Genomic DNA, 19728 nt, shown 5'->3' on the forward strand with positions numbered 1-19728 from the left:
ACCTATGGTAAGTGAGTATCGACGAACCGAGCTGCCGCGTCTTCGCCGACGCGCTGGAACTCGTCGGGCGGCGGTGGACCGCGGCCGTGCTGCTGGCCGCGCACCGGGGCGCGCGGCGCTTCGGCGAGTACCGGGCGGCCATCGAGGGCATCTCCGACCGGCTGCTCGCCCTGCGGCTCAAAGAGCTGGAGCAGGAGGGCCTCGTGGCGCGCACGGTCATTCCGAGCACGCCCGTGCAGATCCGCTACGCGCTCACCGGGGAGGGAGAACAGCTGTTGTCCGTCCTGCAACCCCTCATCGAGTGGAGTTACCGGCGGACAACTGTTTCGCGGTGAGGGGCCCGGGTAGCCGAGTTGATCTGGAAGCCCTCACACGAGCCGAGGGAGAAACCATGAACTGCAAGACACAGGTCGTTCTGGCTGCGGGCATCGGCTACCTGCTCGGGCGGCAACGCAAACTGCGCTGGGGCCTGCTGCTGGGCGCGGCCGCCGCGAGCGGGCGGCTCAGCCGGCCGGGGTCCGCGCTGGATCACGGGTTGCGCGCGCTCAAGTCGACGCCGGAGCTGGGCAAGCTCGGCGAGATGGGCGCCCCGCTGCTCGCCGCGACCAAGGACGCCGCGATGGCCGCCGTGTCGAACCGGGTGGGGTCCGTGAGCGACCGCCTGCGCGGCCGGGGCCAGGAGGAGCCCGAGGAAGCGCGGGCGCCGCAGCAGCAGGAGCAGCGGCAGCGGCGGGAGCCGGAGCGGCGGGAGCCGGAGCCGCGGGACGAGTACGACGACGAGGACGAAGAAGAGGACGACGAACTCGTCACCGCCGGTCCGCCGCCCAGGCGCCGCCGGGCTCCGGTGCGTCGCCGCCGGGAGGAGTAGCGAGCCATGGCGAAGCAAGCGAGCGGCCAGATGTCCGGGCTGCTGGGGGACCTCGCCGCGGTTGCCGGGCGGCGCGCGGTCGACGCGGCCGGCAAGCGGGTGGGCTCGCTGACCGACCGGCTGACCGAGTACGCGGGCGAGAGCGGCAGCACCAAGATGAAGGCGGCCGCCGCCGGGGCCGAGAAGCTCGCCGAGGGCAGGTCGCCCATGCGGGCGGCGCTGTCCAGCGGCTGGGCCGGGCTCAAAGAGAAGGTGAAGGGCGTCTTCGGCGGCGGGGGATCGAAGCCGAAGAAACTCAAGCTCACCAACATCGAGGAGCAGCTGGACGTCGGCGTGCCGGTGCGGGTCGCGTACAACACGTGGACGCAGTTCGCGGACTTCCCGAGCTTCATGAAGAAGGTCGAGAGCGTCGAGCAGGAGTCCGACGAGAAGACCAACTGGAAGGCGCAGGTGTTCTGGTCGCACCGCACGTGGGAGGCGACCATCGTCCAGCAGATCCCGGACTACAACGTGGTCTGGCGCTCCAAGGGCGCCAAGGGCCACGTGGACGGGTCGGTCACCTTCCACGAGATCGGGCCGCGGCTGACCCGGGTCATGCTGGCGATGGAGTACCACCCGCAGGGCCTCTTCGAGCGCACCGGCAACCTGTGGCGGGCCCAGGGCCGCCGCGCCCGGCTGGAGTTCAAGCACTACCGGCGGCACGTGATGACCCAGTCCATTCTCGACCCGGACGGCGTCGAGGGCTGGCGCGGCGAGATCCACGACGGCGAGGTGGTGAAGGACCACGAGACCGCCATGCGTGAGGAACAGGCCGCACACAACGGCAACGGGCAGAGCGGTAACGGCCACAACGGCAGTGCCCACAACGGCCACCATCGCCATCACCGAAGGAGCCGGTCATGAGCAGCGGAGTCGTCGATCGTCCGACCTCGACGTCGCTGGCCGAGGTCGTCGACACCATTCTCGACAAGGGGCTCGTGATCGACGCGTACGTGCGGGTGTCGCTCGTCGGCATCGAGCTGCTCACCGTCGACGCGCGGATCGTGGTGGCCAGCGTGGACACGTACCTGAAGTTCGCCGAGGCCGTCAACCGCCTGGACATCGCCCAGGAGAAGGCCGGCCTGCCCGAGCTCGTGCAGGACATGCAGGAGGGCGGGGCCAAGCACAAGACCAAGGGCGTGCTGGAGGCGGCCGGCGACAAGGTGAAGGACATCATCGATCCGGCGGAAGAGCCGGCAGCGGAACCGGAGCGGGTGCCGCGGCGGCGCCGGGAGGGGGACTGACATGCCCGCCGACTCGGCCGTCTACGTCTACGGCATCGTCCCGGCCGGCATCGAGACCGACCCGCAGGCCCGCGGCATCGGCGGCGCCACGGTCACGGCGGTCCGCCACGGCGAGCTCGCCGCGCTCATCAGCGAGCTGGACCTGGACCGTCCACTGGGGACACCCGAGGACCTGCTGGCCCACGAGGCGCTGCTGGACGAAACCGCAGCGGTCGTACCCGTCCTGCCGGTGCGATTCGGCGCCGTCCTCGCCAACCGGACCGCGGTCGTCGACGAACTGCTCGCCACGCACCACGACGAGTTCCTCACGGCGCTGGCGGGACTGGAGGGCAAGGCGCAGTACGTGATCAGCGCCCGCTACGTCCCCGACGCCGTCCTGCGCGACGTGCTCGCGGCCGACCCGCGCATCGACCAGCTGCGCGCGGCCATCCGGGACCGGCCCACCGAGGCGGCCCGCGACGAGCGGATCGCGCTCGGCCGGCTGGTGCAGGCGGCGCTGGACGAACGCCGCCAGGCCGACACCCGGTCCGTCGCCGACGCCGTCGCGCCCCTGGCCACCGGGGTCGTCACCCGCGAGCCGCCCGGCGAGTACGGCGCGGCCGACGTGGCGATCCTGGCCGACCTGGCCCGCGAGCACGACCTGGAGCGGGCCGTCGCCGTGCTGGCGGAGCGGCGGGCCGGGCAGCTGGAGGTACGGCTGCTGGGTCCGTTGGCTCCCTATGAGTTCGTCGCCGATCTGCGCCCGGAGGCCCGGACATGGGACTCGTGACCGCGCTGCTGACCGCCCCGCTGGCCCCGGTCCGCGCGGTCGTGTGGGTCGGCGGGCTGCTCCGCGACGAGGTCGACCGCGAGCTGTACGACCCGACGGTGATCCGGCACGAACTGCAGGAGGTCGACGAGGCGCGGGCGGCCGGGCGGATCGACGCCGCGACGGCCGACGAGCGCCAGCGTGAGCTGCTGAGCCGGTTGATCCGGCCGGCGGAGTAGGAGCCGAACCGTGCGCGATGACTACGAAGAGATGGAGCCGCTCGGCACGGCGGAGGTGGCCCGCACGGCGCTGCGGGAGATCGGGCAGCTGACCGGCAAGTCGGCCTCCGGCATCACCGCGCTGGAGGCCTGCGACGACGGCGGCTGGCAGGTCGAGGTCGAGGTGGTCGAGGACCGGCGCATCCCGTCGTCGGGCGACATGCTCGCCGTGTACCGGGCCGACCTCACGCCCGACGGGGATCTGGCCGGGTTGCGCAGGATCAAGCAGTACCAACGCGGAAAGGGAAACGGCGATGCGCCCTGAGCCGTCGTCGCACCAGGTGCTCACCACGGGCCATGAGCCGGCGAACCTCGGCGACATCCTGGAACGGGTGCTGGACAAGGGCATCGTCATCGTCGGCGACATCCGGGTCAGCCTGCTCGACATCGAGCTGCTCACCCTCAAGCTGCGCCTCGTCGTCGCCTCGGTCGACACCGCCCGGCAGATGGGCATCGACTGGTGGGAGCACGACCCGTGGCTGACCTCGAAGGCCCGCGAGCCGCTCGCGCCCGGCGCGTCCCGCAAGGCCATCGAGGAGGGCCCAGATGGGTGAGTGGCTGCACGCCGTGGCCCGCGGCCTCGACCCCGGCGCGGTACAGGACCTGGCCGGGATCGCGGGCACCCCCGTGCGCGCGGTCGCCGGCGCGGGCCTCGCCGCCGTCGTCAGCCCGGTCGAGCTCGACGAGGAGGCGCTGCGCACGAACCTGGAGAACCTGGAGTGGCTGGACCGCACCGCCCGCGCCCACCACGCCGTCGTGGCCGCCCTCGCCGAGCGGCACGCGGTGGTCCCGGCCCAGCTCGCCACCGTGTACCGCGACGACGACGGCGTGCGCGCCATGCTCCGCGAGCGCCGGGCCGACCTCGACGCCGTGCTGGACCGGGTGGACGGCCGCGCGGAGTGGGGCGTCAAGATGTACGCACAGGCGGCATCCGGCGAACCCGCCACTGTGGACACCGACCGGCCCGGCACGGCGTACCTGAACCGGCGCCGGGCCCAGGACGACCGGCGCAAGCGCGCGTACGACAGCGCCGAGGCGGCCGACAAGGCGCTCGCCGGGAACGCGGCCGAGGCCCGCCGCCTGACCGGGCGCCCGGAGCCGATGCTGCTCAACGCCGCCTACCTGGTCGACCGGGCCGCCGCCGAGGACTTCGCAGGGCTGGTCACCGAACAGGCCGCCCGCCACGAGGACCTGCGCCTCGAACTCACCGGACCCTGGCCGCCCTACTCGTTCACCGCGTCATGAACAACCAGCCCGTCGCTTTGGTCGACCTCCTGGACCGCGTCCTGGCGACCGGCGTCGTGGTGTCGGGCGAGCTCACCATCTCCATCGCGGGCGTCGACCTGGTGTACATCTCGCTGCGCGCACTCCTCGCCTCCGCGAGCACGGTGGTCCCGCGATGACCCCGCCCCAGCGCATCGAGGTCGACCGCGACTCGGTCGAGCGGGGCTTCGCGAGCCTCGTGCTGACCGTCGTGGAGCTGCTGCGCCAGCTCATGGAGCGCCAGGCCCTGCGCCGCATCGACGCCGGCGGGCTCAGCGACGAGCAGGTCGAGGAGATCGGGGCCACCCTGATGGCCCTGGAGGAGCGGATGACCGAGCTGCGCGAGCACTTCGGCCTCGAACCGGCGGACCTCAATCTGGACCTGGGCCCACTCGGGCCGCTGCTTCCCGGCCCGGACGAGCGGGCGTGACCCCCTCGGCCGCGGCGACCGCGAGGCCCTGCAGCGGCGCGCTGGCCAGGGTGTCGAGCACGACGTAGCGGGGCCGCCACAGCGGCTGGTACTTGTCGTTGAAGTGCCACAGCGTCTCCATCTGGGTCCGCCCGCCCACCCGCCGCAGGATTCGCTGCTGTACCTCACTGAGCCGCCCGCTGCCCCGCTCGCCCGCGAGCACCCCGCGCAGCACCGCGAAGTTCAGCCCCAGCCCCCAGTCGCCCCGGGCCTGCAGGTGCAGGATCGTCTCGATGATGACGAAGTCGGTCAGCCCGTTCGGCACGTCCTCGGCGGTGCTGCGCCGCATCACGTCCAGCGACCAGCCGGCGATGTCGGCGGCCGGAATCCACTGGACGAAACCCGCTGGCCGCCCGTCCGGCCCGTAGGCCACGGACAGCAGCAGCCCGGTGTCGGCCGGCTCGAACAGCCGGGACAGCGTCATCGAGAAGCCCCGCTCCTCCCCGCCCTGGCGGCTCTGCGTGGCCAGGTCCAGCAGCTCGGCGACCAGCGTGGCGGGCAGCGCGGCCGGGTCGTGGAAGCGGACGGTGTAGCCCGCCTTGCGTACCCGGTTGTACGCCCCGCGCAGTGACTTCATCGCCCGCCCGTCCAGCGTGAACGCGGAGCAGTCGACGATCGCCTCGTCGCCGAGGTACACCGGGTGCGTCCCGGCCGTGCGGTAGATCGGCAGCCACGACTCGGTCGCGCCGACCACCGTGACCGGCCAGCCCTCCCCGTCGGCGAACGCGACGAACTGGGCCCAGGCCTCGGCGTGCTGCTCCGGCGGGCCGATCGGGTCGGGGGAGACGAGGCAGACGCCGTCGCGCACGTCGTAGGCGACCACGCAGTCGCCGGTGAAGTACCACTCCTTGTCGGCGCGCAACGCGAAGTACCCGAGGGTGTCGCCGCCGTGCTCGGCCACGATCCGCCGGGCCCGCTCGAGGTCGGCGCGGTGGTCGGCCGCGGTCGGGCGGCGGCCCAGCCGCGGGCGCAGCAGCAGCCAGCCGCCGAGCAGCAGCACGCTCAGCCCGGTCGCGAAGAGCATCGGCGCGATGAGCGGCGAGGTGTTCGGCAGCGGCCCGCCGCGCCCGGCGAGCATCTCGGCGATCGTCTCCGCGTTGTGCCCGCGGCGGCCGCGGACCCCGGTGCCGGCGACGAGGGCGGTGCTCAGCCCGACGGTCAGCACCGCGCCGATGCCGAGCACGAACGCGGCCCGGCGCGCCTGGTGGTGGTCGGGCCGGGCCGGGAACGCGCCGCGCTGCTTGGCCAGCCAGCCGGCCACGGCCAGGGCGACCACCGCCTCCTCGACGTCGAGGCCCTTGAGCAGGTGCAGCAGGGCGCTGCCGGCCAGCAGGCAGACCGCGACGACCCAGGCGAGCCGGCGGCCGCGGTGCAGGCCCCAGGCGACGAGCAGCAGCGCGGCGCTGACGAACACGACCGCGGTCCCGGCGGCCTGCGGCGCGGCGACCGGCAGCACGTCGAGCAGCGCGGCGAGCCGGCCCCGCAGCGGGACGGTGACGGCCGAGGCGATGCCGAGCACCGCGACCGCGGCGACGAGCCCGGCCGCGACCGCCCGCACCCGCGCCGCCCGGCGCCGGGCCGCGAGCAGGTCCTGGTGCAGCGGCCAGGCCGTGCAGCCGGGCACGGTCGCGACCACCTCGGGGACGGCCGGGAGGGCCGGCACCCGGCGCATCGCGACGCGTTCGAGCCAGGTGGCGTCCCCGGCCGGCGACTCGGCGACGACGAGCCGCACCCGCACGTCCCGGTCGACGTCGAGCTCGACCCAGCAGCGGCGCAGCACGGCGTCGAAGACCGGCGGCAGGAACCAGTGGGCGCGGCGCTGCTCGACCTGGCGGGTGCCGGACCCGGTGTTGGCGTAGAAGCCGCCCTCGACCGCGGCCACCTCGGGCTGATGGGTGTGCCCGGTGATGAGCCCGGCCACGGTACCGTCGCCGCACAGCGCGGCCGCCGCCGCCTTGGGGATCGCGTTGAGGCTGCTGCCGCGCGGCCCGAACCGGCTGCCCGCCATCGCCGAGTACACCGTCCGCGAGGTCAGCACCGCCAGCGCGAACAGCAGCAGCGCCTGGGCGAGCAGCCCCAGCCCGATCAGCGTGGTCCACCGCTCGATCTGCGGCAGCAGCACCGTGAGCAGGATCGGCAGCCCCAGCCACCACACGTGCCTGCCGAGCCGGCGGTACACCAGCCGCGACGCGATGTACCGCCCGATCGCGTTCGGGTCGGCCAGCCCGCCGATGTCGGCGAGCAGCGGCGTGCGCCGGGCCTCGGGCAGCACCTCCTGCACGATGTGCTGGCCGAGCGGGGAGTCCAGCGGGTCGCGGGGGTCGGTGAACCGGTTCGCCGGGTCGAACGCGTGCCCGTGCTCGACCCGCACCACCCGGTCCCCGGCCGGCGTGGCCATGACGAGGTCGGCGGCGAGGGCGCACCAGGCGCCGAGCCGGGCGGTGAGCACGTCGGCGGAGACGCCGTCCCAGGCGATCGGGGCGTCGTGGTTGCCGACGACCACGACGACGTCCCGGCCCGGCTCGGCCGCGAAGTGCCCGACCGCGGCGGCCAAACGGGGATGGGCGTCAAGGGCCTCGGCGACGGTACTGCCCGGCTCGCCCCACAGTTCGAACGTGTCCCCGTTGAACACCAGGGCGCCGGGGCCGGACCAGCGCTCCAGGCGCGCGACGAGATCCCGCTCCAGCAGCGCGCTCGCCTCCGTGGCGTGCGGCCCGAGGTGCAGGTCGCTGCAGACCAGTACCGTCGCGTCCGCCTTGACTTTCACGATCATCCGGTCGGGCACGCCCTCGCTCATCGGGCCGCCTCCAGGACCCGGTGCGCGGAGTTCTTGGCGAGGACGGCGGCGGCCGCGACGGCGGCGAGCAGGGCCAGCACTGCGGCGGGCTCCCACCCGGCCCGGACCGTCTCGCCGAACAGCGCCACGCCGACCGCGGAGGGCGCGACGACCTCGACGACCCACAGCACCGCGGTCACCCGGGACGGGTCGCCCGCCTCGAGGGAGCGCGCGTAGAGCAGGGCTCCGGCCACCGCGAACACCGCGAGGGCCCACACGGCCGGGTCGGTGGCGAGGGCGAGGAGCCATTTCGGCCGGACCGGACTGGGCGGCACCGCGACGGCCTGGACGGCCAGCGCGGCACCGCCGAACCCCAGCCCGGCCACTGCCGCACAGGCCGCGGCCCGGCCCGATCGGGCCATGGCGTAGCCGAGGGCCGCGACAACGGCGGCGGCCGCCAGCAGGCCGGCGCGCAGGGCGACGGAGGCGTGCACCGGCGGCAGCGGCCCCGAGCTGATCGCGAGCACGACCAGCGCGGCGACGATCGCGGCGACCGCCACCCCGTCGACCCGGCGCAGCCGGACCCCGAGGAAGAACCGGGCGGCGACGACGGTCACCGCGAGCGAGGCGGCCAGGACCGCCTGCACCTGGTACACGGGCAGGGAGCGCAGCGCCACGACGGACAGCAGCCAGGCGAGCAGGTCCAGTGCGACGCCGGCGACGTACCACGGCTGGCGCACGACCCGCATGAGGCTCGCGGCCCGCTTGGCCCCGGTCGCCTGCAGCAGGGAGCTCAGGCCGTAGAGCACCGCGGCGAGGGCCGCGCATCCGAGGGCCGCCAACCGGCCTACCGCCATCCCGCACCTCCGCGCCGTCCCGAGCGTCGGTGTCTACCCCGGCGGCCGAGCCGTACACGTTGGTTGGGGATATGAAAAAAGCAAGGAGTCATCGCTCCCTGCCACTTTTAACATATAGCAGGCTGGGGGGCTTGCGGCAAGACCCGGGTCGCGCTGCAGAATCGTCGGCTCGGAGGTGTTGCGGTGAGCGTGCAGTACGTGGTGGGGCTGGATGCGGTCGACGGTTCGCGGGGCGCGAGCGTCGGGGGCAAGGGTGCGAATCTGGGGGAGCTGCGGCGGATCGAGGGCATCCGCGTGCCGGACGGGTTCTGCGTGACGACGGACGCGTTCCGCCTTCTGGACGCCGGTGGTCTGTCGTCCGGCGCCGAGATTCGCCGGGCCATCGAGGCTACGCCGATTCCGGAGGAGGTCGCGGCGGCGATCACCGCGGCCCTTGACCCCGAGGCGGCCTACGCCGTGCGGTCCAGCGCGACGGCCGAGGACCTGCCGACGGCCTCGTTCGCCGGCCAGCAGGACTCCTACCTGAACGTGACCGGTCCGGACGCCGTGCTCGAGCACGTCCGGCGCTGCTGGGCCTCGCTGTTCACAGACAGGGCGGTGGCGTACCGGCGGCAGCAGGGGATCGACGATCGGGCGGTACACATGGGGGTGGTCGTGCAGCGGATGGTCGACGCGCAGTCGGCCGGCGTCATGTTCACCGCCGACCCCGTGACCGGCAACCGCCGGGTGACCAATGTGGACGCCGTGCTCGGCCTCGGCGAGGACCTCGTGTCCGGCCGGGTCACCCCCGACACGTTCCAGGTGCGCGACGGGGCGATCGTCGCCAGGTCCGTCGCGGGCGGGCGTCCGGCGCTGACCGACGAGCAGGTGGTCGCGCTGGAGCGGCTCGGGCGGCGGATCGAGGCGCACTTCGGCCGGCCGCAGGACATCGAGTGGTGCCTGGACGGTTCGGGCTTCCACATCGTGCAGAGCCGGCCGATCACCACGCTGTTCCCCGTGCCGGCGCGCGGCGATTCCGGCAATCACGTGTACCTCTCGGTCGGCCACCAGCAGATGATGACCGAGGCGATGCGGCCGCTCGGCATCTCCTTCTGGCAGTTGACGACGCCCGCCCCGATGGCCGTCGCCGGCGGGCGGCTGTTCGTCGACGTCACCGCGCGGGTGGCCGATCCGGCGAGCCGGGCCGCGCTCGTGGACCTCATCGGCAAGGGCGACCCGCTCACCGGCGACGCGCTGCGGAGCGTGCTCGACCGGGAGTTCATTGCGACGGTACCGGCCGAGGTCCCGCCGCCGCCCATCGCCGGAGGCACGCCGGACCCGATCGAGCCCGACCCGGCCGTCGTCGCCGAGCTCATCGCGGCGAACGAGGCCTCCGTCGCCGCCGCGGCGCGCGAGATCCGCACCAAGTCGGGGGAGGCGCTGCTCGACTTCATCCGGGCCGACCTGCAGGAGCTGCGGCGGCTGCTGTTCGACCGGCGCAGCCACCAGGTGTTCATGTCGGCCATGGAGGCGACGTGGTGGCTGAACGAGCGGCTGGAGACCTGGCTGGGGGAGAAGAACGCGGCGGACGTGCTCACGCAGTCGGTACCGCACAACATCACCTCGGAGATGGGCCTGGACCTGCTCGACGTGGCCGACGCGATCCGCCCGCACCCGGCGGTGGTGGCCTTCCTCGAGTCTTCCGGTCCGCTTGACGAGTTGCCGACGGTGCCCGGCGGCGCGCAGGCGCGCGACGCGATCGAGGGCTGGCTCGACCGGTACGGCATGCGCTGCATCGGCGAGATCGACATCACCCGCCCGCGGTGGCGCGAACAGCCGTCGATGCTCGTGCCGCTCATCCTCGGCAACGTGCGCAACTTCGCCCCGGGGGAGAGCCGGCGCCGCTTCGAGCAGGGCCGCCTCGAAGCGCTCGAATGGGAGCGCGTGCTGCTGGAGCGGCTGCGGGCGCTCGCGGACGGTGCGGCCAAGGCCGGGGAGACCAAGCGGAGGATCGACCTGGTGCGGACCTTCATCGGGTACCGCGAGTACCCGAAGTACGGGATGATCAGCCGCTACTTCCTCTACAAGCAGGCGCTGCTGGGCCTCGGGCTGCCCGAGCCGGAGGACATCTTCTTCCTGGAGTTCGACGAGCTGTACGACGTGGTGCGCACCGGCCGGGTCGACGACGAGCTGGTCCGGCGGCGCCGCGAGGAGTTCCGGGCGTTCGAGGCGCTGCGCTCGCCGCGGGTGCTCACCTCGGACGGAGAGACCATCACCGGCTCGTACCGGCGCGACGACGTGCCGGCCGGGGCGCTCACCGGGCTGCCGGTCTCGGCCGGGACCGTGGAGGGCCGGGCCCGGGTCATCCTGGACATGACCCAGGCCGACCTGGCGCCGGGCGACATCCTCGTCACGCCGCACACCGACCCGAGCTGGACCCCGCTGTTCGTGGCCGCGGCCGGCCTGGTGACGGAGGTGGGCGGGCTGATGACGCACGGCGCGGTGATCGCCCGCGAGTACGGCCTGCCCGCCGTCGTCGGCGTGGTCGACGCGACCCGCCTGATCCGCGACGGCGAGCGGATTCGCGTGCACGGCACGGAGGGGTACGTCGAGCTGCTGTCCTGATTTTGTTGTGTTTACCGCCGCCTTTTTGTGTTCGCCTCCGCCTTTTTTGTGTTTACCTCCGCCAGTCGGCGACGGTGGTCACCGCGGCCTGGCGTGGGAAGATCTTCTCGGTCAGGACGCGGTGCACCTCGGTGTCGTTGTCGAGGCAGGCGTCGGCCAGGACGGTGAGCCCGAAGTCGAGGTCGGCCGCCTGGCGCAGCGTCGACAGCACCACGCCGCTGGTCGCGATGCCGGTGAGGACCAGGTGCTCGATGCCCCCGGCGCGCAGCACCACGTCGAGGTCGCTGCCGGCGAAGGCGCTCACCCGGCGCTTGGTCACCACGATGTCGGCCGGCTCCGGGGCCACCTCGGGCTGGATCTCCATCGCGGCGGTCTCGGCGTCCGTCACCGGCGCGCCCGCCAGGCGGCCGAACATCAGGTTGCGCGGGCTGATCTCGGGGCGCCCGGCGCGGAAGCCGACGACCACGTAGATGACCGGCATGGTGGCGGCGCGTGCGGCCGCGATGGCCGAGCGCAGCCGCGGCAGGTACTCCGGGTCCGGGTAGCGGGCGACGACGGCGCGCTGGACGTCCATGACGAGCAGGGCGGTGGTGGGCACTGGGCGGCCTCCTTGATCGCGGCGGCGGGACAAGTCATCATGTGATTACTTGTGCACCGTAGACCCTGCGGCGAGCGGAGAGGAGGGTGCCGTGGCCATGACCACACCGCGCCGGCGCGATGCGTCCGCCACCCGGCGGGCGCTGCTCGAGGCCGGGCGGAAACGGTTCACGCGGCTCGGGTACGAGCGCACCACGCTGCGCGACATCGCCGCCGACGCCGGCGTGAACCTGGCGCTGATCAAGCGGTACTTCGGCTCGAAGGAGGGGCTGCTCAAGGCCGCCCTGGAGGACCAGCCCCGGTTCGGCGACGAGGCCCGGGACCGCACGGCGCTGGCGGACGCGCTCGCCCACCAGCTCTCCCGCGAGGCGTGGCCGGACTTCGACGAGCACCCGGTGCTCATGCTGCTGCGCGTCTCCGGCGACGCCCAGGTGGACAGCCTGCGGCGCAAGGCGCTGCTCGACTTCAGCCACAAGGTGCTGCAGGCGACGGGCGCGCCGGCGGACGAGCGGCTGCTGGAGGCGCAGATGGTGGTGGCGCTGGGCGTCGGCATCGCCGTGGTGCGCTCGGCCGTGGGCCTGCAGCCGTTGCGCGATGCTTCGGCCGAGGAGCTGCGCGCGCCACTCACCGCGATCGTCGACGCGCTGCTGCCGGAGGTCGACTGATTCAGTCGTCGAACTCGACGCCGCGCTCCCCGGCGAGGGCGATGACGGCGCGCATGCGTTCGGGGTCGTTGGCGACGGTGGCCATGAGCGCGCCGAGCTGTTCCAGGGCCGGGCGGTCCTCGCCGTAGGCGCAGAACATGCTGCCCTCCGGGTCGTACTTGAACCGGCCGTCGAGGCCGGGCGCCTCGGTGGCGACGAGCAGCTGGGCCACGCCCTCCCAGAAGTACCCGTTCGGCTCGTGCCCGAGCTCGTCCACCACCACGTCGGCGGGGGCCGAGCCGGCGTTCAACAGCAGCGAGAAGTTCCCCGGTCGCGTCTCAACAATCTTCAGCGGCGTCACCGGCACATCCTAGAGCGGGCCGGACTCAGTCGGCGCGAACCACGGCGCGCAGCGAGCGGCTCGACAGCAGCGTGGCGAGGCCCGTCGCGGCGTAGAAGGCGGCGATCACCACCCCGAGCCAGCTCCACGGCACCGACAGGGTGAGCGCCGGCATGCGCAGGACGGCCACCACGACGGGCAGCACGGCCAGGTTGAGCGCGAAGACGGTGCCGGTGGCCACGATGACGGCGCTCTGCAGCAGGAGCACCTGCCGGACCCAGCGCGGCGGGACGCCGACGGCGATCAGCCGGCCGACGTATCCGCGCAGGGTGTGCACCTGTGCGCGCGCCACCGTCATCGTGGTGAGCAGGACGACGAGGGCCAAGCCGAGCGCGGCGCTGTAGTAGGCGGGCGGCACCGCGACCGGCTGCGGCGGCTCGTAGATGGTGATCTCGTACGGGTCGAGGCCCGCGTCGATGACCGCCTGCCGGGCCGCGTGCGCCTGCTGGTCGGTCGCCCCGGTGTACACCAGGCCACCGCGCCTGACGTCCAGGCCGAGGCCCTGCGCCGTCGACGTCAGGAGCACGCCGCTGGTCGACCGGGTCCACGAGGGCTCGAAGGCGATCCGGCCGGCCGGCAGCGGACGGGTCGTCGCCGTGACCGCGTCGGTGCGCGGATCGTGGACGATGAGCGCGCGTTCGCCGGTCGCCGCGCCCTCCCAGGTCAGGATGCCGCCGTCGCGCAGCAACGCCGCCTGGGCCGGGGACAGTGCCCCGCCGTTCAGCCGGGCCACCGCGTCGGGGCTGTCCACGACGAGCACGGTGCCGAGCCGCGAGCCGCCCTGCACCGTGACGACGGCCGTGTCGGTGTAGAGGTACCCCAGCTGAATCGGCGGCCGGTCGAAGGCGACGCGCGCGGTGACCGCGGACACGACGGCCGGGGACGGCGGATGGAACCGCCCACCCGCGGCCGAGAGCACGACCTGATGGGGCGGCGCCTCCGGGACGATGTCGGCCTCGGCGCTCGTGATGAGCGTGGCGAGCAGCGTCAGCATGCACAGCGGTGCGCCGAGCGCGGCGGTCAGCACGGCGATGCCCGCGACGGCTCGATCGCGGTCGTGCGCCAGTTGCCGGACGCCGAGCCGGGCCCGCGGGTCACGCGTGGGCACGAGTCGCAGCGCCAGGTGCACGAGTTCCGGCGTGATGAGCAGCAGGGCCAGCCCGGCGGTGCCGGCGAAGATCATCGCCTTCGGCACCGTGTCCAGCGTGACGATCTGGCCGACGGCGGCCAGGCCGGCGAGCAGCGCGGCCCAGCGGCGGGCCGTCGTCAGGAGGCGTCCGCCGCGCGCGGCCCTGGGTGCGGCGCGTTCGGCGCGGACCGTGGTGGTGGCGAGGACCAGGCCGCCGAGCAGGCAGCCGAGGGCAGCCACCAGGAGCAGACGCAGCAACGGTACGGCCGGATCCGCCATCGGCGAGATCGGCCCGGCCAGGACGAGGTCGCAGAGCGGGCGCACGGCCGCGCCCGGCCCGACGCCCACGACCCCGCCGGCGGCCGTGCCGGCCAGCGCCCAGCTGGTCGTGGCGACGGTCATCGCCGCCGACGCCGCGCCGCGCCCGACCCCGACCGACGTGAGGACGCGCAGGTTGCGCCGGAACCGCCGGCGGTTCAGCCCGAACACGGTCAGGACGGCGAGCACGGGCAGGGCCAGCGACGGGATCGTGTACGCGATCGGGATGCGCTCGACCCACGACCGGCGAGCCTGGGCCATCTCGTTCGCGCGGGTGCGGAGGCCCTGGCCGAGCGCCACGGCGAGGTCGTCGCCGCCCAGCGCGGTGCGCACCGCGGCCAGGACGCCGTCGGTGTCGCCGTCCCAGGTCAGCGTGGCGGTGGCCCGCAGGGTCGTGAACCGCTCGGCGGTCGTGGGCTTGAACGCGGCCCAGGTCCCGGGCGCGGCGAGGATGCGCGCCAGCGAGTCGTACCGGTCCGTGGCCACCCCGACCACCTGCAACCGCTCGTTGCCGGACATCACCGGCAACGACGTGACGTCACCGACCGCGGCGACCGCCCGCCGGGTCAGCACCACCTCGCCCGGCCGGTTCGGCCACCGGCCGTGCGTCAGGATGTAGCGGCCGGGAAACGGATCGGCGGACCAGTCCGTCTCGTAGAACAGCGTCAGCGGCGGCCGGGCGGTGTCGAGCTTGACGTCCAGCGAGGTGATCGCGAGCCCGGGATCGGCCGCCCCGGCCCCGGCCGCCGCCCAGTAGGCCGTGTCGGCAAGCCCGGTCTCGCCCGCCTTGAGGGAGCCGGCGCCGCTCAGATCCAACAGGTTGCTCCGCCGGCCGAGATCCCGGTCGGCGACCTGCGCCCCGGAGAGCGTGAACGCCTGCATGGCGACGTACATGGCGATGAGCACGGCCGCCGTCACGGCGACGATCAGGTTGGTCCACGCGAGCGTCCGGCTGCGCCCGAAGCGGACGGCGAGCACCCACATCATCGACCGGCCGCCACGAGCCGTCCGTCGACCATTTCGAAGACCCGGTCGGCGAACTCGTGCGTCATGAGGTCGTGCGAGCAGACCACGACCAGCGCGCCCTGATCGCACAGCGCTCGCAGCAGTTCGAACAGCGCGCGGGAGTTCTTCGAGTCGAGGGCCCCGGTCGGCTCGTCGGCCAGCAGGATGCGACGGTCGCCGACCAGCGCCCGCGCGATGCCGATGCGCTGCCGCTGACCGCCCGAGAACTGATCGGCCGTCCGGGACCCCATCCCGGCGAGCCCGACCCGCCGCAGCTCCACCTCGGCCAGGCGCGCGGCCTCGGCCCGGGGCGTGCCGAGCACCTCGAGCGGCAGCGCGACGTTCTCCAGCGCGGTGAACTCCTCGATCAGGTTGTGATCCTGGAACACGACCCCGACCGTGGCCAGGCGCAGCCGCGCCCGCCCGGCCTCGTCGAGCCGGCCGACCTCGACCGGCCCGACGAGGATGCGGCCCTCATCCGGGGCGTCCAGCCCGGCGATGAGGTTGAGCAGGGTGGACATGCCGGATCCGCTGGCGCCGAACACGGCGATGAACTCGCCCGGGTACGCCGTCAGACTCGCCTCGCGCACCGCCCAGATCGTCTCCGCCGGCAACACGAACCGGCGGCTGACTCCGGCGACGTCAAGCAGCGGCGCGTCCATCCCGCCATTGTCAGTCACGTCCTCGCGGCGGCGCGGGCGGCTCGCGCGGCCTTGCTCGTTCCGGTGAAGGAGGCCAGCCAGTCGCGCAGGTCGCCGTCCGGGACCGGGACGGCCGTGTCGGCGAGGAGTTCCACGAGGGTGAACAGGCCCGCCCGGGAGCGGTCGAGGGTGGGCAGCAGCGCCGCCAGGATCGCGGCGACGTCCACCGATGGCAGCGTGCGGAGGGACTCGGACCAGCGCTGGAGCGGTACTGCGGGAGCCAGCCACGCCATCGCCGCGCCCAGGTCGGCCGGGGCGAGCCGGTGCGGGATGAGGTCGAGGACGGCGTCGGTGCCGGCGACGCGGTCGGTGAGGCGGGGCGCGCCGAGCATGGCCGCCATCAGGAGCCGGGCGACCGGCGGCAGCGGGGCGTGCGCCGACTGTGCGGTGAAGCCGCCGAAGGTGCCGTCCGGCCATTGGAGCAGCGCGAGTGCGGCGGGCAGGTCGAGGTTGGCCGGCCAGGTGGTGGCGAGCCAGGGGCCCCAGACCGGGTAGAGGTACTGGTCGCGGTTGTCGTCGATGGTGCCCAGCGCGACGGTGGGCAGCAGCGGGCCGGGGTCGGCGGGCGGCCAGGAGCCGATCGCCTTGAAGCCGATGGTGCCGTCCAGCAACAGGCGCGGCTCCAGGGTGGGCCGCTGCTGGGCGGCCGCGATCGCGTACGGGCTGTCGTGCTCGGCCGGGGCGGGGCCGCCGAGGGCGTGCCGCAGGGCCGCGCCGAACGGGCCGGGTACGTCGGCGGCGAGCGCCGGGCCGAACGAGGCCGGGTCGGGGCCCAGCCGCAGCAGCGCCGCCACCGCGTCGGCCGGGTGGGGGTCCACAGTGGACAGGCGGCGGACGAGCTCGCGCGGGTCGATCCAGCCCCCGGCGTGGGTCGGTTCGGCCAGCGGGGTGAAGGGGGTGCCCGCCAGCAGCGCGTCGGCGATCTCGCGGGCGCGGGCGGCGAGGAGGCCGGCCTTGAAGGGGACCTTCGCGTCGCGGAACCGGCGCTGCCCGGCCGAGGCGGCGAGAACCTGGCCGATCACCGAGAGCGCCTCGGCCGCGACGGGATCCGCGGCCGCGCGGCGGGTTGCGCGTCTGGCGACCCCGGCCATGCGCTCGGGATTCGCGCCCAGACGCGCACATGCGCACAGCACGCGCTCGGCCAGCTCGGCGTCCTCGGGGTGCTCGACCAGGATCGCGGCGGCCTCGGCGAGCTCGGCGGGGTCGGTGATCGGCACGAGCGGTACCAACGCGGCGGTTTGCACGAATGCGCGCTCGATCGGCTGTGCGGTGCTCGTCGACACGGTCCGGCCGAGCAGTTTCGCCGCCGCCGCGCGCACGTCGGCGTTCGGGTGGTCGAGGGCGGCGGGCGCGAGCGGGGCGCCGCCGAGCTTCAGGGCCTTGAGGGCCACCGCCTTGCCCGGGGCGTGCACCGCCGCGGCGAGATTGGGCGCGGCGAACCGCGCTTTCTGCACAGCGTCCAGGCCGAGCATCGCGACCGGGCCGATCTCGGAGCGCAGCAGCAGGTCGTAGGCCGGCTGCCGGGCCGCGATCTCGGCCGCAGACGGGGCCAGCGCTCGGTGCAGGCCGACGAACCAGCCGGCGCGGTAGCCCGACGTCGCGCGGGCCAGGGCGGCCAGGGTGGCGTCGAGCACCCGCGAGCGGTCGGCCCGGCCGGCGGCGATCAGGTCGAGGACCGCCTCGTGCCAGGTGCTGCCCGGCCAGCCCGGGTCGCGGTCGGTGCTGGTCAGGCTCGCGGCGCGGTCGCGGTCGGCCTCGAACAGGCGCCAGAAGACCCTGTCGAACAGGTCGGGGTCGGCGAGCAGCCGGTCGGCGGTACGGGCGGTCGCGTGCGGGTGCGGCCCGGTGTACCCGTCGGACCAGCGGGCGGCGTCGACGAACGCGCCGACGGCGGCGAGCGCGTAGTCGTCGTCGGGCGGCAGGTCCACCAGGCCGCGCCGCTCCAGCTCGCGGACGGCGACCCAGGCCCAGCCCCGGTACCCCGCCCCGGCCATCATCCGCACCGCGTGCTCGGCGGAGGCCTGCAGGAACCGCCGGCCGCGGGCGGTGGCCACGCGGATCTCGTCGTCGTCGCGGGGGAGGCGATCGGTTGGCGGCTCGACCGCGACCAGGCACAGCTTGAGCCGCTTGCGGTCGCGGCCGGTCAGCTCCGGGCCGTTGCCCTCCCGGCGAATCCGGAACGCGATGTCGGCGGTGAAGGCGGCCTCGACCTGCCGCTGGAGATCGGCCCGGGCCGGGCCGTCGAGGTCGCACAGTGCCGGGACCACGGCGTCGTCGGGCGCGGCCAACAGCTCGGCAAGGTCCAGCGTTCGCGTCATGGTGCGCTCGTCATGGCGGTGAGCCGCGCGGCGAGGTCCCTGGCCGCCTCGCGCAGTTCGGGCGGTTCGAGGATGCGGGTTTCGAAGCCCAGCCGCGCCACGTGTACCGCGATAGTGTCCAGCCGATCCGCCCCCGACACGAGCACGCACCACCCGTCGCCGTCCTCCTCGACCCGCCCGACCTGCGGCGGCACCAGCTCCCGGACCCGGTCGGCCGGTGCGCGCAACCGAACACGGGCGACGTGGCGGTACGGCGACTCGGTCACCGCCCGCTGCACGAACGCAGCCGGATCGGGATGCTCGCGCGCCCGGAACCGCCACTCGGTCGCGTGCACGTCGCGCATGCGGTCGAGGCGGAACGTGCGCCAGTCGTCGCGGTCCAGGTCCCAGCCCATGAGGTACCACCGCCGCCCGGTCGTGACGAGCCGGACCGGTTCGACCGTGCGTTCCGCGTCGGAGCCGGCGTGGCGAAAGCGCACGCGCACCTCGTCGCGGCACGCCCGGGCGAGGGTCACGAGCACGTCGGCGTCGATCTCCACGCCCGGCCCGAGCAGCGTGTCGGTGGCCCCGTGCACGGCTCGCACCTCGGCCCGCAGCCGCGGCGGCATCACCTGGTCGAGCTTCGCCAGGGCCCGCAGCGCCGCCTCGCCCGCCCCCGCCACCGTGCCGGCGGAGGCCAGCCGCAGCGAGACCGCGGTCGCGATCGCCTCCTCGTCGTCGAGCAGCAGCGGCGGCAGGCGGGTGCCCGCGCCGAGCTGATACCCGCCGCCGACCCCGCCGGTCGCGCGGACCGGGTACCCGAGCGCGCGCAGCCGCTCGACGTCCCGCCGCACCGACCGGTCGGTCACCCCGAGCTCCGCCGCCAGCTCGGCCGCCGTCCACGAGGCCCGGCGCTGCAACAGGGCGAGAAGGCGCAACACCCGTTCGGCGGTCACGGGCCGATCATTCCACGAATCCCGGACCGTACCTGTCCGCGATTGGGGTAAGACTGCTGGCATGACGACGACGCGTACCGTGCAGATCACCTTCGACTGCGCCGACCCGGCCGCGCTGGCCGCCTTTTGGATCGAGGCGCTCGGGTACAAGCTGCAGGACCCCCCGCCCGGCTTCGACACCTGGGAGGCGGCCCTGGACGCGATGGGCGTGCCGGCCGAGGACCGCAACCGCGCCTCGGCGATCCTGGACCCGGCGGGCACCGGCCCGCGCGTGTTCTTCCAGCGCGTCCCGGAGGGCAAGACCGTCAAGAACCGCGTCCACCTCGACGTCCGCGCCGCCCCGGGCCTGCAGGGCGAGGACCGGATGGCCGCGCTGGAGCAGGAGGCGGACCGCCTGACCGGCCTGGGCGCCGCGCGGCTGGCCCGGCACGAGCCCGCCCCGCCGATGGAGTTCGGCCACATCGTCATGGCCGACCCCGAGGGCAACGAGTTCTGCCTGGACTGAATGCGTGCGTGCTGCCCGGCACGGGGGTCC

22 protein-coding genes are annotated in these 19728 nt (G+C 74.1%); 14 read left to right on the forward strand and 8 right to left on the reverse strand.

Annotated features, from left to right (window positions below; all coding sequences use genetic code 11):
- Positions 1-11 precede the first annotated feature (11 nt).
- Genes ACQPZ4_RS19150 through ACQPZ4_RS19200 form a run of 11 tightly spaced genes read left to right on the forward strand, consistent with a single transcriptional unit; the run spans position 12 to position 4870 of the window.
- Complete coding sequence (locus ACQPZ4_RS19150) at positions 12-335, forward strand: winged helix-turn-helix transcriptional regulator (RefSeq protein WP_433062735.1); 324 nt, start codon at positions 12-14, stop codon at positions 333-335.
- A 56-nt stretch (positions 336-391) separates the two neighbouring features.
- Positions 392-868, forward strand: coding sequence for a hypothetical protein (locus ACQPZ4_RS19155; protein ID WP_433062737.1), 477 nt, complete (start codon positions 392-394; stop codon positions 866-868).
- Between the two features lie 6 nt (positions 869-874).
- On the forward strand, positions 875-1771 hold the full coding sequence (locus tag ACQPZ4_RS19160; protein ID WP_433062740.1) for an SRPBCC family protein: 897 nt from the start codon (positions 875-877) through the stop codon (positions 1769-1771).
- Positions 1768-2151, forward strand: a complete 384-nt coding sequence (gvpJ, locus tag ACQPZ4_RS19165; protein ID WP_433062743.1) for a gas vesicle protein GvpJ — start codon at positions 1768-1770, stop codon at positions 2149-2151. The genes ACQPZ4_RS19160 and gvpJ (ACQPZ4_RS19165) overlap by 4 nt, the downstream gene beginning before the upstream one ends.
- Position 2152: 1 nt before the next feature.
- On the forward strand, positions 2153-2920 hold the full coding sequence (locus ACQPZ4_RS19170) for a GvpL/GvpF family gas vesicle protein (RefSeq protein WP_433062746.1): 768 nt from the start codon (positions 2153-2155) through the stop codon (positions 2918-2920).
- Positions 2908-3138 carry a gas vesicle protein GvpG gene (locus ACQPZ4_RS19175; RefSeq protein WP_433062749.1) on the forward strand — a complete coding sequence of 77 codons (231 nt, stop codon included), beginning with the start codon at positions 2908-2910 and terminating at the stop codon, positions 3136-3138. Before ACQPZ4_RS19170 ends, ACQPZ4_RS19175 begins: the two co-directional genes overlap by 13 nt.
- A gap of 10 nt (positions 3139-3148) precedes the next feature.
- Entirely contained in the window at positions 3149-3442 is a 294-nt protein-coding gene (gene gvpO / locus ACQPZ4_RS19180; RefSeq protein ID WP_433062752.1) for a gas vesicle protein GvpO, read from the forward strand.
- Positions 3432-3731 (forward strand): gas vesicle protein GvpJ, encoded by a 300-nt coding sequence (gene gvpJ, locus ACQPZ4_RS19185; protein WP_433062754.1) that lies wholly within the window; start codon positions 3432-3434, stop codon positions 3729-3731. Before gvpO ends, gvpJ (ACQPZ4_RS19185) begins: the two co-directional genes overlap by 11 nt.
- Positions 3724-4422, forward strand: coding sequence for a GvpL/GvpF family gas vesicle protein (locus ACQPZ4_RS19190; protein WP_433062757.1), 699 nt, complete (start codon positions 3724-3726; stop codon positions 4420-4422). Before gvpJ (ACQPZ4_RS19185) ends, ACQPZ4_RS19190 begins: the two co-directional genes overlap by 8 nt.
- Positions 4419-4580 carry a gas vesicle protein gene (locus tag ACQPZ4_RS19195; RefSeq protein ID WP_433062760.1) on the forward strand — a complete coding sequence of 54 codons (162 nt, stop codon included), beginning with the start codon at positions 4419-4421 and terminating at the stop codon, positions 4578-4580. The genes ACQPZ4_RS19190 and ACQPZ4_RS19195 overlap by 4 nt, the downstream gene beginning before the upstream one ends.
- Positions 4577-4870, forward strand: coding sequence for a gas vesicle protein K (locus ACQPZ4_RS19200; RefSeq protein WP_433062763.1), 294 nt, complete (start codon positions 4577-4579; stop codon positions 4868-4870). Before ACQPZ4_RS19195 ends, ACQPZ4_RS19200 begins: the two co-directional genes overlap by 4 nt.
- Here the strand turns inward: ACQPZ4_RS19200 and ACQPZ4_RS19205 are convergent.
- Both ACQPZ4_RS19205 and ACQPZ4_RS19210 read right to left on the reverse strand, forming a co-directional pair.
- Positions 4812-7706 carry a phosphatidylglycerol lysyltransferase domain-containing protein gene (locus tag ACQPZ4_RS19205; protein ID WP_433062766.1) on the reverse strand — a complete coding sequence of 965 codons (2895 nt, stop codon included), beginning with the start codon at positions 7704-7706 and terminating at the stop codon, positions 4812-4814. The two genes, ACQPZ4_RS19200 and ACQPZ4_RS19205, sit on opposite strands and share 59 nt — an antisense overlap.
- Complete coding sequence (locus tag ACQPZ4_RS19210; RefSeq protein WP_433062769.1) at positions 7703-8542, reverse strand: hypothetical protein; 840 nt, start codon at positions 8540-8542, stop codon at positions 7703-7705. Before ACQPZ4_RS19210 ends, ACQPZ4_RS19205 begins: the two co-directional genes overlap by 4 nt.
- A gap of 183 nt (positions 8543-8725) precedes the next feature.
- On the opposite strand from ACQPZ4_RS19210, the gene ACQPZ4_RS19215 reads away from it, so the two are divergent.
- Positions 8726-11146, forward strand: coding sequence for a phosphoenolpyruvate synthase (locus ACQPZ4_RS19215; RefSeq protein ID WP_433062772.1), 2421 nt, complete (start codon positions 8726-8728; stop codon positions 11144-11146).
- 52 nt (positions 11147-11198) lie between these two features.
- On the opposite strand, the gene ACQPZ4_RS19220 is transcribed toward ACQPZ4_RS19215, so the two are convergent.
- The gene (locus ACQPZ4_RS19220; RefSeq protein ID WP_433062775.1) at positions 11199-11744 is read right to left on the reverse strand and encodes a cysteine hydrolase family protein; all 546 of its coding nucleotides are present in this window, start codon (positions 11742-11744) and stop codon (positions 11199-11201) included.
- 97 nt (positions 11745-11841) lie between these two features.
- Between ACQPZ4_RS19220 and ACQPZ4_RS19225 the strand changes: the two genes are divergently transcribed.
- The gene (locus ACQPZ4_RS19225) at positions 11842-12408 is read left to right on the forward strand and encodes a TetR family transcriptional regulator (RefSeq protein ID WP_433062778.1); all 567 of its coding nucleotides are present in this window, start codon (positions 11842-11844) and stop codon (positions 12406-12408) included.
- A gap of 1 nt (position 12409) precedes the next feature.
- On the opposite strand, the gene ACQPZ4_RS19230 is transcribed toward ACQPZ4_RS19225, so the two are convergent.
- Genes ACQPZ4_RS19230 through ACQPZ4_RS19250 form a run of 5 tightly spaced genes read right to left on the reverse strand, consistent with a single transcriptional unit; the run spans position 12410 to position 19193 of the window.
- Positions 12410-12748: an Imm51 family immunity protein gene (locus tag ACQPZ4_RS19230; RefSeq protein WP_433062781.1), complete on the reverse strand. Its 339-nt coding sequence runs from the start codon at positions 12746-12748 to the stop codon at positions 12410-12412.
- Positions 12749-12773: 25 nt separating this feature from the next.
- Positions 12774-15221 (reverse strand): hypothetical protein, encoded by a 2448-nt coding sequence (locus tag ACQPZ4_RS19235; protein ID WP_433062784.1) that lies wholly within the window; start codon positions 15219-15221, stop codon positions 12774-12776.
- Positions 15218-15901, reverse strand: a complete 684-nt coding sequence (locus tag ACQPZ4_RS19240) for an ABC transporter ATP-binding protein (RefSeq protein WP_433062787.1) — start codon at positions 15899-15901, stop codon at positions 15218-15220. Before ACQPZ4_RS19240 ends, ACQPZ4_RS19235 begins: the two co-directional genes overlap by 4 nt.
- A gap of 14 nt (positions 15902-15915) precedes the next feature.
- On the reverse strand, positions 15916-18258 hold the full coding sequence (locus tag ACQPZ4_RS19245) for a DUF6493 family protein (RefSeq protein ID WP_433062789.1): 2343 nt from the start codon (positions 18256-18258) through the stop codon (positions 15916-15918).
- Complete coding sequence (locus ACQPZ4_RS19250; RefSeq protein ID WP_433062792.1) at positions 18255-19193, reverse strand: helix-turn-helix transcriptional regulator; 939 nt, start codon at positions 19191-19193, stop codon at positions 18255-18257. The genes ACQPZ4_RS19245 and ACQPZ4_RS19250 overlap by 4 nt, the downstream gene beginning before the upstream one ends.
- A gap of 61 nt (positions 19194-19254) precedes the next feature.
- On the opposite strand from ACQPZ4_RS19250, the gene ACQPZ4_RS19255 reads away from it, so the two are divergent.
- A complete protein-coding gene (locus ACQPZ4_RS19255; RefSeq protein WP_433062794.1) occupies positions 19255-19698 on the forward strand; it encodes a VOC family protein in 444 nt (147 codons plus the stop codon).
- The last annotated feature ends 30 nt before the right edge of the window (positions 19699-19728 follow it).

This window comes from Dactylosporangium sp. CS-033363, assembly GCF_050942475.1.
GTDB lineage: Bacteria > Actinomycetota > Actinomycetes > Mycobacteriales > Micromonosporaceae > Dactylosporangium.

What these genes read in the sequence shown, in the direction of transcription:
- gvpJ (WP_433062743.1), top strand. Translation starts at nt 1,768, where the DNA reads ATGAGCAGCGGAGTCGTCGATCGTCCGACCTCGACGTCGCTGGCCGAG.
- gvpJ (WP_433062754.1), top strand. Translation starts at nt 3,432, where the DNA reads ATGCGCCCTGAGCCGTCGTCGCACCAGGTGCTCACCACGGGCCATGAG.
- ACQPZ4_RS19170 (WP_433062746.1), top strand. Translation starts at nt 2,153, where the DNA reads ATGCCCGCCGACTCGGCCGTCTACGTCTACGGCATCGTCCCGGCCGGC.
- ACQPZ4_RS19195 (WP_433062760.1), top strand. Translation starts at nt 4,419, where the DNA reads ATGAACAACCAGCCCGTCGCTTTGGTCGACCTCCTGGACCGCGTCCTG.
- ACQPZ4_RS19190 (WP_433062757.1), top strand. Translation starts at nt 3,724, where the DNA reads ATGGGTGAGTGGCTGCACGCCGTGGCCCGCGGCCTCGACCCCGGCGCG.
- ACQPZ4_RS19175 (WP_433062749.1), top strand. Translation starts at nt 2,908, where the DNA reads ATGGGACTCGTGACCGCGCTGCTGACCGCCCCGCTGGCCCCGGTCCGC.
- ACQPZ4_RS19155 (WP_433062737.1), top strand. Translation starts at nt 392, where the DNA reads ATGAACTGCAAGACACAGGTCGTTCTGGCTGCGGGCATCGGCTACCTG.
- ACQPZ4_RS19225 (WP_433062778.1), top strand. Translation starts at nt 11,842, where the DNA reads ATGACCACACCGCGCCGGCGCGATGCGTCCGCCACCCGGCGGGCGCTG.
- ACQPZ4_RS19235 (WP_433062784.1), bottom strand. Translation starts at nt 15,221, where the DNA reads ATGATGTGGGTGCTCGCCGTCCGCTTCGGGCGCAGCCGGACGCTCGCG.
- ACQPZ4_RS19240 (WP_433062787.1), bottom strand. Translation starts at nt 15,901, where the DNA reads ATGGACGCGCCGCTGCTTGACGTCGCCGGAGTCAGCCGCCGGTTCGTG.
- ACQPZ4_RS19205 (WP_433062766.1), bottom strand. Translation starts at nt 7,706, where the DNA reads ATGAGCGAGGGCGTGCCCGACCGGATGATCGTGAAAGTCAAGGCGGAC.
- ACQPZ4_RS19255 (WP_433062794.1), top strand. Translation starts at nt 19,255, where the DNA reads ATGACGACGACGCGTACCGTGCAGATCACCTTCGACTGCGCCGACCCG.
- ACQPZ4_RS19245 (WP_433062789.1), bottom strand. Translation starts at nt 18,258, where the DNA reads ATGACGCGAACGCTGGACCTTGCCGAGCTGTTGGCCGCGCCCGACGAC.
- ACQPZ4_RS19160 (WP_433062740.1), top strand. Translation starts at nt 875, where the DNA reads ATGGCGAAGCAAGCGAGCGGCCAGATGTCCGGGCTGCTGGGGGACCTC.
- ACQPZ4_RS19210 (WP_433062769.1), bottom strand. Translation starts at nt 8,542, where the DNA reads ATGGCGGTAGGCCGGTTGGCGGCCCTCGGATGCGCGGCCCTCGCCGCG.
- ACQPZ4_RS19200 (WP_433062763.1), top strand. Translation starts at nt 4,577, where the DNA reads ATGACCCCGCCCCAGCGCATCGAGGTCGACCGCGACTCGGTCGAGCGG.